This window comes from Neobacillus vireti, from assembly GCF_036962345.1.
Lineage (GTDB): Bacteria > Bacillota > Bacilli > Bacillales > Cytobacillaceae > Neobacillus > Neobacillus vireti_A.
On record NZ_JBALNB010000019.1, the window covers coordinates 25,983 to 38,984 of the forward strand.

Genomic DNA, 13,002 nt, shown 5'->3' on the forward strand with positions numbered 1-13,002 from the left:
TGTAAAAACGATTCTATCCTCCTCATTAGAAGAAACCTGTCGAAGATTGTGTTCACTTAAGGCTGATCATCGGGGAATGATAGGCACAACCGACCTAATAAAAAACGCCCGCCAAGTCATCACAACTCAACGGGCACTTTACATGAACCTACTATTATATTTATTCTTTAGAATTCGTCTCAAATCGCCATGAGTCTCGGCACATGGCGATAATATCACGTTTAGCCGTCCAGCCTAGTTCTCTCTTTGCTTTAGAAGCATCCGCATAACACGAAGCGATATCTCCAGGTCTGCGATCAACGATTTCATAAGGGACGTTAATGTCATTAGCTGTTTCAAAGGCATTTACTAACTCTAATACACTAGTCCCTTGTCCGGTCCCTAAGTTATAGATATGAACACCTTCTGTTAAATGATCTAGTGCAGCTACATGACCTTCAGCTAAATCCACTACATGAATATAATCACGAACACCCGTACCATCAACCGTAGGGTAATCATTTCCGAAGACTCGTAATCGCTTAAGTTTTCCTTTTGCCACTTGCGTTACATATGGCATGAGATTGTTCGGAATTCCGTTAGGTGCTTCACCAATAAATCCACTCTCATGTGCTCCTACTGGGTTGAAATATCTAAGGATAGATACGGAGAAGGAAGGATTTGCTTTCGCTATATCAGTTAGAATCCGCTCACACATGGCTTTTGTTTCACCATATGGATTAGTCGTTGGGAGAAGATTCAATGTCTCTACAAAAGGAACCGTGTTATCACCGTAAACGGTAGCAGATGAACTAAAGACAAATTTGTTCACACTGTATTTCAGACAAGCCTTAGCAAGAATTAGAGTGCTCACAATGTTGTTATAATAATAGTCAAGTGGCAATTCAACGGACTCACCGACCGCTTTCAGACCTGCAAAATGAATAACCCCATCAATCTTGTGATTTTGAAAAACAACATCGACTGCTTCTGCATTGGTTACATCCATTTCGTAAAAGGTAACTTCTTTGTTGGCGATGAGTTTGACTTTATCAACCGTCTCACGCTTACTATTGCAAAGGTTATCTGCAATACTGACGGAATGTCCTGCTTCAAGCAACGCAACACAGGTATGAGAGCCTATATATCCTGCGCCGCCGGTTACTAAAATATTCATGGTTTGTTTAGCTCCTTGTTAAAGTTTGTATATAATCGCTATTATCACTAGTGTTGATATTTAGATTTCTATTTTTCATTTCAACATTTATCAAATGTTATCATGAGTTTTTAATTGCCTTCTACGTCTCTCTATATTTAGATTTAAGGTTTTTTGGATTTGTTCTAACTTCTCAAGAGAATGAACATCCTGATTGATATAGTGTATTACCTTCTTTAATGTTTTTGGTAATTGGTCAAAGGAGCTCCAATCAACATCAACCTTCCTTTGTGAACTATTATTTACAGTTTCAAAATGATAAATGTGTATATTCCAAATTTTATAGGTTCGTTCTTATCTCTAAAGTTACAAATTAAAAAGGCAACTAGCAAGTGGATAAGTAGTTGCCTCTTTTAGAATGTGATCCCATATTTACTCAATCATAGTTTTAGTTAGATGGAATGCAAACTCCAATAATATATAAAACCATTCCTATGGAGTATATTTCTCCTAAATAATAACATAAAACGACCTAGTAATCTATCGCCATAGGTAAAAACTCATAATCATCTTTCACAGATTCATCAAGGCTAAATCTTTTAGATTATCCGACCATATCTTAAGAACCAATTGCTTGAATCGATAAACATAGATAGAGTTTTGAAATAGATAATAGGATTGGCAGCTATTAGGCCATCTTTAAACCAAAAAATGAAATAAACTCCATTTGGAGCAGTCAAGTGAACAGACGATATGTACTTCTTGGAACTATCATTTAGGAATTCCTTAATTTATTCAATATTAATCCCTAAATTACGTGCTTCTAAAATAAGTTCCAACCATTCAATGTCTAATACCTTCTCACTAGTATTAGCAGTCATAATAAATCCTCCCAAAATATAAAAAGTATTTTAGGCAGCCCAGCCATCTTAGTTATAAACCTTAGGTCTGAAGCTTTGCGTCCCAATCTTTCGAGAGGTTTGCCTTTATTCACTAGAAGTACTCATACACTATACCAATAGTACTATATAATTCTAGTTTCACTGGAAATCAAATACCAAAATCCCCGACAATATATCGCATATCTTATAACGAACATCTTATTTACTAATCATAGTTTAAAAGTTTTGAAACACATTTCTCACAGGTAACCCTGCTTATTTCAACAAACCTAATTTTCCTAAGTGTCTTTCGTTCAATAACCAAATCAGAATTGTACCTCAAACCACATGCACATGAATTTTGATCTTTTACAATATGTAGCCTTTTTTTCTCTTCAATAAGTGGATATAACATTGCTTCACACCTTTATCAATAGGTCGTTCCTTATTAAGAACAATACATATTGCTATTGTAGATTAATTGTTGAAATTTGTAAATAAAAAATTAGTAAGAAGTGCCTACAAAGTACTCCTGAGATAATTACTAACCTATAATACGAATGGTGTTTAATCCATACGTATTTGTAAGAGCGAATATGAGTTATGGTACCAACCTATGGCTGCTTGAACGAATGATAACTACTCCGTAGGAAATATTCGCTCCCTAAGATCATTAACCGGTTTTAAATGGAGATAGCAGCTTATCTCTAGCATTCCTTCCCTAACCTCAATCATCTTATCGTAAATCCGTTTCTCATTGACGTGGCCTGTTAAGCGATATTTGTTATTGAAGTAATTGGCACGCGCTTGTTTATTAATGCCATAAGTATTGAAGAGGAAGTGTCTTTTCGAAAAATTGAGAAGGTGATAGTGGTTGGTCATTAAACAATAAGAGGTAATTTCAAAGGATATTTTATTACGAGGCTGTAAGAGCATAAAGATCTAACATTCCTTGGTTGAAACATGTATTCCTATCTCCGCTAACTATTTAAATGAAAATATACTTCATCTACTTTTAGCAAGTAGGGAAACATCATAAATGGTCTCACTTAAGCGATACAAAAAGGAATCCCCATTAGAGGAATTTATCGACTTTTTTTTGGGTTTAGATAAAATTAAATCCTCCTGAGATGGCCATGTAGGATACTTTCCCGGGCATAGGATCCGACCAATTGATAGGAGCCCGGTTTATCATTTATTATTCAATTACGTTTTGGTATTGGAATGCTTCAAAAAAAGACAAAAATTTTTAGCGTACTTTTTTACAACTTCAGTTTATTCTTAACTTAAGTCAAATTAGTAAAGGTGATCACGATATGGAGAATAAAGTATTTATGGTACGAATTTCGATATAAATATTATTACCAATTAGCGAATGACTGCTTAGTCGGACGCTTGAAGAAACAATTACTAAATAAAGCATTGTATCACAAAGATAAAATTTAATAAGGCATTACATGCTATTGGAAAGAACGCCGAAGTATCTGAGGGGACTAGAGTAAGCCCTCTTTATATTGCCTGTTAACACACTAACGAGGTTTATACTTAGGGAAAAACTCCCTTTTATAAAATCACAAAAATGTTTTTGCTTATTTGCCTTTATTTTTGACACCATTCTAGAATCTCATGAATGAAACCTGAACCAATCACCGCAATCGTTTGGTGCTGAAAGGTACTCTTCACTAAAGCAGTCAATGCAGCACAATCCCGTTTTGAGCCACCTCTAGAATTGTTACCGCTTCTCGTCCAACCCCCAATAAAGTGAGACAACCCAACCACCTTATGTGATGGTTATTGTTTTTTCCTTTACAAAAGAGATTAGGTCATTTACGAAAAGTATCGCAGTTTCCATTTGACTGGGATAATGATTACTTATCTTCTTTTCCATAAAGTGAATTCAATAAAATCCTTTAGCTTTTCAAGATGAATAGTATCTAGCTCTTCTATATATTTCTTCAAATGAAAATATGACTCTATTAGATTTTGAGTACTTTCTGTAATAGATTCATCATCTTCTGTATTCTTAAGATTATTTATTAATAGTGTAGTATCTATTTCCAGAACCCCAGCAATTTTTTTAACGATATCTAAACTTGGATTTTTTTGAATATTCCTTTCAAGTGAACTCAAATAAGTTTTTGAAACGTTAGCAAGTTGAGCAAGTTCAGATAAAGATAGTCTCTTTTCTAACCTTCTATTTCTAATATATTCCCCATTCATCTTACTTTTTCATCTCCTGTTGCTGATAACCCTTATCGTAAATATTATAAATTGTACTATTTTTCAAAGTATCTATTTGAAACCTAAATAAAATGAATAAATATAGTAAAGGTGTCATTGTATTTTTAATAAAGTAAATTTTAGTATGTACTTGTAATAGTTTGGAACCAAGTCATTGATAAATACAATAGGGTTATAAAAATTTACCCTCTGCAAACCTCTCTCTTTAGAAAGAGCGATTCCAATATGTTTTGACAACCATGATTATCAAAATGCAGATAAACTTGTAAGCCGTAATAATAAAAGAATCTCAAAACGCCCAATGACTTAGGAATTTTGCACTATAAATTTCTTTAATATCTTTAACAGTCAACCCTAAATCTCGTGCTTCTAAAATCAGGTCTAACCATTCATCATCTAGTTCTTTCTCCGTCTTTTCAGTTGTTGCTACAGACACGGCATAGCCCCCAAACCAGGATTTTACTACTACTGTAATAGTACTATATTTATTTCGTAGAGCGAATATTTAGAATTCCAAAAATTTCGACAAAAAATTACAATATTTACCTTCCCTACAAACAAACTAGGATTTTATAGAAAAACTTTCAATAGTTTTATAGCTTGGGCTAAATCTAATCCAAATGCTAGTCTTTGGGATAGCTACTAACTAAAACAATTTTATTATATATTGAGAATTTCAAATCGTATTTTAACATTTATTGGATCAGGTAATTCGCATACTTCCCTAAAACTTCATTCGTCTTACTACCACTTCCCTAGCAATTCCTGTCTATTGTCTTATACCTAGTAAAGGAAGGAATATTTAATTGGAATAAAATTGAAAAAAATGTCGAATTGTTTCTCTTTAAAGAACAGTGTAACTATTGTACCATTACATTATATCTTTAACACTTGAATTAGATAAAGGCAAACCTTTCGAAAGATAGGGACGCAAAGCTCCAGGTCTAAGGTTTTTTAAACTATGATGGCTGAGTTGCCTAAATTATTTATTTGGGGGCTATTTTGTGTCGATAGTTACTACTGAAAAGACGGAAAGGGAACTAGATAAGGAGTGGCTTGAGCTGATTTTGGAAGCTAAAAATTTAGGGATTTCTGTTGATGAAATTAGAGATTTCCTAAAAAATCCTTGACCTCTATGAGGTCTTTTTTTTTCGTTAAACTTTTATATGTTTTTCGAACTTGATTTCTCAAAATGGCACCCGTTGGTGTGTTTATCCTTCTTTAAGTTTACAAAACCAATTAACTATTTTACAATGGCATTACGAACGGTTCTTAATTGAGAACAAAAATTATAATATACAACAAATTATTTGGTATTAACACTATCAACTAGACTTCGTGAAGGGAGGTAAAATTAGTGAGGCTTGGCGCCCTGATCTGTTTTTTACGCGGATACCATAAATTTAATTATTATACCCATACCTGCATTCGATGTGGCAAGAAAAGTAAAAAACTCAAAGAAATCTCGTAACGAGATTCCTTTTTAAATATGGCCATTTTTTACTTAACTCACTAAATGCATATATATCAAAAGATCCCAGTTTCAAGTACGTTTAATGGGATTGCCATTAAAAAAAGCAGGAGAGCTTAAATATTAAAGCTTCTCCTGCTTTTTTTTTGAGTACCACCAATCATTTGTTTTCTTTAATTGATTTCTTTCCCAGATTTTAAATTTAATATAGCTAATATATTCTATAAAATCATCCTTATTAATTCCATCCTCAATAGCTTTTCCAATTATATTTTCCCACTCTTTATCCAGAATACCTTTCCTATCATTTTCGGTTTGGGCAGCTTCTTGATTGTCCCCCCTAAGTAAATACTCAATGGAAACCTCTAAAGGTTTGGCAATCTTCATTAAAAAGTGAATAGATGGGTTTTTATTAAGGCCCCTTTCTATATTGCTTAGATATGATTTTGACACTTTAGCAAGATTGGCTAGCTCAGTTATTGAATATCCCTTTTGTTTTCTTAATTTTTTTATTCGTTCCCCGATCATACACTTCTCCTTTACAAGATATTAGTTTCTTTCTCCTTTTTTTAATTCAACTTGGGTTAAAACAATGATGTAATATTTCTAACAACTGTGGCAAATTGATTAATGGAAGGACTTTTTCATTTTTATTATATTATATATCACGTTCTTTCTAAAGAACATAATTTAATAATGAATGATATCAAGTTTTTTATAAATAGTAAGATATCCCTAATTTCACAAAGTAGCGCTTGTTCTTAGTACAGAATACCGATAGATTACTAAAATAGTGCAGGAACCTAATAAGTACAATATTTCAACGCATAAATAAAAAGAAGGGTTGATTATTTTACAAATATTCAGTTGACATGTTCTTTATATCGAATTAATATAAAGACATAATAATTCTTTCATTTATTTAATCCGACATAGTAATTGGTGTTATAAAAGTATACACTTTTGTTCTTTTAGTAGAACAAACCTAATAAAATCCTAATGAAGTATCTAAGTGAAAATTATTGGTATGTCTGTTTTTATCAATTCTGAAAATTATCTTGCAATACCCCCAGTGACTATCAATGGCGCAAATCGGCATGCTGCGGATTGTAATTACTTTTAGATGAGGGTCTCCGATATTGTATTCTGATCGTGAGGTTCCTCAGATTCACAATGTCTTTAAATATCCATATCGATTAAAAAAATTTTCACTATACGTAAATACCTACAAAAAACCATTTTAAACAAAAAGTCGGATAATAGTACAAAAAATTACAATTGTTTAAAATCAGAGATGACATTAGCCTGTTTATTTGGTAATATATATCTAGGTGTTCTCTATTAAGAACTAAATTGTACATCTAAAAGAAAGTTCGCGGGCTTTTATTACAGTAGGAGGGAAATAATGAGCGCTATAGCTGGTATTTATCATCTAAATAAAGAGCCCATTACTATAGAACATAGCAACTCGATAATGAAATCTCTAGAAAAATACCCTGCCGATGATATTCAAACATGGATAAAGGACAATATTTTTCTCGGATGTCATGGACAGTGGGTTACACCTGAATCAATAGGGGAAAAACTACCGTACTATGATTCTAAACGAAAATTAGCTATAACATCAGATGCTATCATCGATAATCGAGATGAATTGTTTGAAAGATTACAAGTACATAAAAAACATAAAAAAAACATGTCTGATAGCGAGTTGATCTTACTTTCCTATCACAAATGGGGTGAGGATTGCCCAAAATATTTAATTGGCGATTTTTCTTTTATGATTTGGGATGAGATCAAACACCAACTATTTGGGGCTCGAGATCCAGCCGGTTATCGAACTCTCTATTATTACAAAAATCAAGCTCGGTTTGCTTTTTGTACAACAATCGAACCATTACTAACCTTACCATATATTAATAAACAGCTAAATGAGAAATGGCTTGCTGAATTTTTGGCTATCGCAGGAATGACAGATACTCTTGATTCTCGCACGACGCCATATTCAACAATAGAACAGGTGCCTCCCTTTCATTCCATAACGATCAATACGTTAGAAATGAAATTAACTAGATATGGAAGCTATTCTACAGGGGAAAAAATACAATTTAAATCAGATGAGGAATATGTAGAAGCTTTTCAAGATGTCTTCCAAAAAGCCGTTACATGCAGATTACGTACAAACCGTAATGTTGGTTCTTTATTAAGTGGAGGCTTAGATTCAGGTTCTGTGGTTGGTTTTGCTGCAAAAGCTTTAAAGGAAAATCATAAATCTTTACATACATTCAGTTATATTCCACCAAGTGACTTTGAAGATTTTACACCTAACCATTTAATGCCAGATGAGAGACCCTTCATTAAAAAGACGGTACAACATGTTGGGGGAATAATAGACCATTACTACGATTTCACGGGGAAAAACTCATACTCTGAAATTGATGATTTTCTTGAAGTGATGGAAATGCCTTATAAATTTGTTGAGAACTCCTTTTGGTTAAAAGGAATGTTTGAAAAGGCCAAAGAAAAAGATGTAGGCGTATTGCTAAATGGGGATAGAGGTAATTTTACTATATCTTGGGGATCACCTTTACATTTTTATGCAACGCTTTTAAAAAAGATAAAGTGGTTCAGCCTTTTTAAAGAATTAGATCTTTATCGTACAAATGCCGGCGGTGCTAGATTAGGAAGAATACCACTACTTGCACGGATAGGATTTCCCTTTCTAAATCAAATTTTGGAAAAAGGCTCTTCCGTAAAACCGTTAGGGTTAATTAATCCAGAGTTTGCAGAACGCACCGGAATTTATCAAAAACTTAAAGATTATGGATTAAATGAATCTGGATGGTTTGCTACAACTAATATATATGAACATAGAAGAATTCTTTTTGAAGAAATATTCCCTTGGAATTCCGGTAATACACTCAATACTAAATTATCGTTACGACACTCAATATGGAAGCGTGACCCTTCTAATGATTTACGGGTTGCCCGCTATTGTTTAGCAATTCCAGAAAACCAATATGTACAAAACGGCTTTGGTCGGTCACTAATACGTAGAGCTACAGATAAAATTTTGCCAGATGAAGTTAGATTAAACCAAAAAATCAGAGGGGTTCAAGGTGCCGATTGGCTTCACCGCATGACTCCCTGTTGGGATAAGTTTATAGGCGAAGTCAAACAGCTAAGTACCGATGATACGGCTTTACAGTTTATTAATGGCCAAGTGATAAATACCGCCTTAACCAAGGCCAAGGGTGGAGCGCAGCAAGTATATTCAATGTCAGATTATAGTCTATTAATGCGTAGTTTAATTGTATACCGTTTTATTAAGAACTTTACTTGAAAGGAGGTGTAATTCATGAAAAAAGTATGGCAGAGCCCATCCCTAGAAGTTCTTGATGTAAATATGACTATGGGTGGAACAAATTACGAAGATTTTGATGCAGATTTTGTAGAGGATACAAAAATTCCAAAAGACGATAAAGGTAATCCTTTAATCGGAAAAAGCTAAGAAATTATTAAAAGTATTTCCCTTTAAAAGCCCTTATACATGAACTTTGATATAAGGGCTTTTAATAATACACCCCCTAAATAATGGAGTGAAGAAAATGCTTAAAGTTGCCAAAAGAGTTGTTTATAGAGCGTTTGGCTTATCCATAGTGAGTGAAATTCCACTTCCTGAATTACCACAAATTGAAGATGAAATTGATGAAATAGATTTAGAAATTAGAATTGAAGACTTATCTACTCTTTGGAACTCCATAACAGATAAACAAAATAATTTAATTATTAATGATAAATTCGTTATGTTTAGAGTCCCTGAAGCTGCTACATTTTCAATCCATGAAGGAAAGAAAATAATTGTATCACCTACGGAAGAGTATGACGAAGACTTAGTTCGTCTTTATATTCTTGGAAGTTGCATGGGCGTAACATTAATGCAAAGAAAGATTTATCCTCTTCATGGAAGTGCAATTGCAATTAATGGAAAAGCATATGCTATCGTCGGAGACTCTGGAGCAGGAAAATCCACTTTAGCTTCTGCTTTCTTAAACCGTGGATATCAGCTTATAAGCGACGACGTCATTGCTGTATCTTTTCCAAATGATCATGGTTTACCATTTGTTACCCCAGCATATCCCCAACAGAAGCTTTGGCAAGAAAGTTTAATAGAGTTTGGAGTAGAAACAAGCCAGTTTCGTTCTATACACGGCAGAGAAACCAAGTTTTGTGTACCAGTCTCTTCCCAATTTTATTCGGATTCATTGCCTCTTGCAGGGATTTTTGAATTAACCAAAACAGATAATGACCACATAAAAATATGTAAAGTGAAAGGTTTACAACGATTAAATACTCTCTACACCCATACATATCGAAATTTCTTAATCCCAAACCTAGATATTGTAGACTGGCATTTTAATACCTCCGCTAGGATTCTAGAATCAGTTGATTTATTTAAATTAAGTCGCCCAATGACTGGATTCAGTGCTCCAGATTTAGTATCCATAATATTAAATGTTACAAATAAAGGAGAATAGATGATAATGAAAACTCAAACAATCCTATTAAACCAAACTATCTCACAAGTTAAAGGAAACATTGTCAGCGATATGGCTGGTGAAAAAGTAATGTTAAGTATTAAAAATGGAAAGTACTATAATTTAGGAGAAATCGGTGGTGATATATGGGATCTAATTGAGGAACCCATTTCGATTAATCAGCTGGTTTCTACTCTAATGAATCAATACGAAATCAACCAGTCCGAATGCGAAGAACAAGTAATTTCTTTTCTAGAACATTTATTATCTGAGGAATTAGTAATAATACATTAATTTGATAGATTAGATTTTTTCTGGGGATGAATAATGAAATGGCCATTGTAAAAAAGGTGAGTAATTTTTTTCTATTGGATAAAAAAACAAAGCTCTTATATATTGAAGCAACGATTCAGTTAGCCCGGGCTCGAATAATGAAAAGTTTGCCTTTTTCAAAAGTTGCCCCTATATTAGGTGTTCATATGGAGGAAACGTCACTACATTCCAGAGATTCGGATTGGAAAATAATCAAAGATATTAGCAAAGCAGTTAATCAAATGAGCCGTCATACTTTTTGGGAAAGTATGTGTCTTGTTAAAGCCATTGCGGCCATGAAAATGCTAGAAAAACGTAATATCGACAGTACTCTTTATTTAGGAACAGCTAGGGATGATAAAGGCAAATTTATTGCACACGCTTGGTTGCGAAGCGGAACTTACTATCTAACTGGAGCAGAAGGAATGGAGAAATTTACGGTTGTTGGAAAATATGCAAAAAAAATAAAAGAGTAATCTTTCAACTTCCGATCCTAGGAGAAAATAGCATGAAATATATTTGGCACTTTATAAAAAAAATGCATACCCTTTCTGGGAGATTATTAGTTTTCAATATTATCGGTATGATTTTGGTAAGTCTCTTCGAGGGAATAGGAATATTATTATTAGTACCTTTATTAGGACTTATTGGATTATTAGATGTTACATCTCAAGTAGATTCATCCATATCTTGGCTTACCGGACCCTTCAGCACACTTTCAGAAACTTTAAGTTTATCAATCATTCTAAGTTTATATTTTCTCTTAATATTAGGACAGAGTTTTTTTCAACGGCAGCAGAATATCCTAAATGTCAAGATACAACAAGCGTTTACCCGGCACTTAAGGGAAGAAACTTATAAGGCCTTGCTACAAGCAAATTGGAACTTTTTCTTAAGGAAAAGAAAGTCAGACCTTATTAATATGATGACAGCTGAAATTGGGCGTGTTAGTGGCGGTACTAACCTATTTCTAAAGTTTATAGCCTCGTTGATTTTTACTCTCATACAAATAACAATCTCATTTTGGTTATCTCTTGAAATGACTGTTACCGTTTTAATTTTGGGTATTGCACTAATTTTTTATTCTCGAAAGTTCATAAAAAACTCTAATGTCATTGGCAATGAAGCCATACAATTATCAAAACTATATTTAGCAGGCATAACAGATCAATTTAACGGTATTAAAGATATAAAAAGTAATTCATTGGAAGAGTCGCACGTTAATTGGTTCCTCTCAATAAGTCAAAGAATGGAGCAAAATGTAATTAAATTGGCGAAAGTAAATACAATCTCACAATTTGCATTTAAAGTTATTTCTGCTTTTTTAATTTCAATTTTTGTTTTTCTTTCTGTCAAATTGTTTGATGCACAACCAGCACAATTAATATTAGTCATTGTAATTTTCTCTAGATTATGGCCAAGGTTCAGTGGGCTTCAGACCACCTTGGAGCAAATTGGAAGTATCGCTCCCTCCTTTCGGTTCTTACTCAATTTTCAAAATGAATGCATGATGGAAAAGGAACTAAATATTAAGAATGATAAAAACATACACCCTATACTATTGAAAGAAAAACTAGAATGTAAGAGCGTGTATTTTCGATATAATCCAGATTTGGCGACATATGCCCTTACAGATATTAATTTACAAATCCCAGTCAATGGTATGACAGCCATAATAGGACCTTCTGGTGCAGGTAAAAGCACCTTAATTGACCTATTAATGGGGCTTAACCAACCTGAAACCGGCAAGGTTTTAATAGACGGAATACCACTCTCGGATGACAAGTTATTATCCTTAAGGAAATCCATTAGTTATGTTCCGCAAGAACCTTTTCTGTTTAACGCAAGTATTAGGGATAATATGAAATTAATAGAACCCAATGCTTCAGAAGAACAAATTTGGAAAGCATTGGCATTCTCATCCGCTGCTGAATTTGTAAGGGCCCTTCCTCATCAGCTTGATACAATAATTGGCGATCGGGGAATCAGACTCTCTGGAGGAGAACGACAGCGTATTGTGCTCGCGCGAGCGATATTGAGAAAACCTTCTGTTCTTGTTTTAGATGAAGCCACAAGCGCTTTAGATACAGAGAACGAAGCAAAAATACAACAGGCTATTGATCGATTAAAAGGCACGATGACGATTATTGTTATTGCCCATCGCCTATCCACCATTCGGAATGCAGACCAGGTAATTGTTTTAGATCAAGGGAAAGTGGTTCAAACAGGCGGTTTTACACAGTTATCAAAAGAAAAGAAAAGAAAAGCATGTTCAGTAAATTATTAAACAATCAAATACAAGTTAGTTCCTATAATTAATTATATACAAACCTTCAATTTAAGATCATTCTACTTAAGTGTCCTATAGAGCTACCAACAATAAGTACAGGGTAAATTTAAATAGATATCTTATTTTTTTATATC

General features: G+C 33.6%; 11 protein-coding genes, 1 pseudogene and 2 riboswitches. Of the genes and pseudogenes, 7 read left to right on the forward strand and 5 right to left on the reverse strand.

The window, feature by feature from the left end:
* Window positions 1-160 precede the first annotated feature (160 nt).
* The 4 genes from galE to V7108_RS22065 all read right to left on the reverse strand — a co-directional run bounded on the left by galE (window position 161) and on the right by V7108_RS22065 (window position 4,693).
* Window positions 161-1,156, reverse strand: a complete 996-nt coding sequence (galE, locus tag V7108_RS22050; protein WP_335569436.1) for a UDP-glucose 4-epimerase GalE — start codon at window positions 1,154-1,156, stop codon at window positions 161-163.
* 890 nt (window positions 1,157-2,046) lie between these two features.
* Window positions 2,047-2,130: riboswitch (cyclic di-GMP riboswitch) on the reverse strand.
* A gap of 1,485 nt (window positions 2,131-3,615) precedes the next feature.
* On the reverse strand, window positions 3,616-3,786 hold the full coding sequence (locus V7108_RS22055; RefSeq protein WP_335569437.1) for a hypothetical protein: 171 nt from the start codon (window positions 3,784-3,786) through the stop codon (window positions 3,616-3,618).
* A gap of 102 nt (window positions 3,787-3,888) precedes the next feature.
* On the reverse strand, window positions 3,889-4,236 hold the full coding sequence (locus V7108_RS22060; RefSeq protein ID WP_335569438.1) for a helix-turn-helix domain-containing protein: 348 nt from the start codon (window positions 4,234-4,236) through the stop codon (window positions 3,889-3,891).
* Between the two features lie 310 nt (window positions 4,237-4,546).
* Entirely contained in the window at window positions 4,547-4,693 is a 147-nt protein-coding gene (locus V7108_RS22065; RefSeq protein ID WP_335569439.1) for an anti-repressor SinI family protein, read from the reverse strand.
* A gap of 459 nt (window positions 4,694-5,152) precedes the next feature.
* Window positions 5,153-5,238, forward strand: a riboswitch (cyclic di-GMP riboswitch).
* A 23-nt stretch (window positions 5,239-5,261) separates the two neighbouring features.
* Here V7108_RS22065 and V7108_RS22070 point away from each other — a divergent pair.
* Window positions 5,262-5,387, forward strand: coding sequence for an anti-repressor SinI family protein (locus V7108_RS22070; RefSeq protein ID WP_335569440.1), 126 nt, complete (start codon window positions 5,262-5,264; stop codon window positions 5,385-5,387).
* A 464-nt stretch (window positions 5,388-5,851) separates the two neighbouring features.
* Here V7108_RS22070 and V7108_RS22075 read toward each other — a convergent pair whose 3' ends face one another.
* Window positions 5,852-6,256 carry a helix-turn-helix domain-containing protein gene (locus V7108_RS22075; protein WP_335569441.1) on the reverse strand — a complete coding sequence of 135 codons (405 nt, stop codon included), beginning with the start codon at window positions 6,254-6,256 and terminating at the stop codon, window positions 5,852-5,854.
* 877 nt (window positions 6,257-7,133) lie between these two features.
* On the opposite strand from V7108_RS22075, the gene V7108_RS22080 reads away from it, so the two are divergent.
* From V7108_RS22080 to V7108_RS22105, 6 genes and pseudogenes are all read left to right on the forward strand, one after another.
* A complete protein-coding gene (locus V7108_RS22080; protein WP_335569442.1) occupies window positions 7,134-9,071 on the forward strand; it encodes a lasso peptide isopeptide bond-forming cyclase in 1,938 nt (645 codons plus the stop codon).
* 15 nt (window positions 9,072-9,086) lie between these two features.
* Window positions 9,087-9,239: a paeninodin family lasso peptide gene (locus V7108_RS22085; RefSeq protein WP_335569443.1), complete on the forward strand. Its 153-nt coding sequence runs from the start codon at window positions 9,087-9,089 to the stop codon at window positions 9,237-9,239.
* A 97-nt stretch (window positions 9,240-9,336) separates the two neighbouring features.
* Entirely contained in the window at window positions 9,337-10,266 is a 930-nt protein-coding gene (locus V7108_RS22090) for an aldolase (RefSeq protein WP_335569444.1), read from the forward strand.
* Window positions 10,267-10,560 (forward strand): lasso peptide biosynthesis PqqD family chaperone, encoded by a 294-nt coding sequence (locus V7108_RS22095; protein WP_335569445.1) that lies wholly within the window; start codon window positions 10,267-10,269, stop codon window positions 10,558-10,560.
* 38 nt (window positions 10,561-10,598) lie between these two features.
* Entirely contained in the window at window positions 10,599-11,054 is a 456-nt protein-coding gene (locus tag V7108_RS22100) for a lasso peptide biosynthesis B2 protein (RefSeq protein ID WP_335569446.1), read from the forward strand.
* Window positions 11,055-11,086: 32 nt separating this feature from the next.
* Window positions 11,087-12,897: pseudogene (locus V7108_RS22105) on the forward strand (ABC transporter ATP-binding protein).
* Window positions 12,898-13,002: the final 105 nt, after the last annotated feature.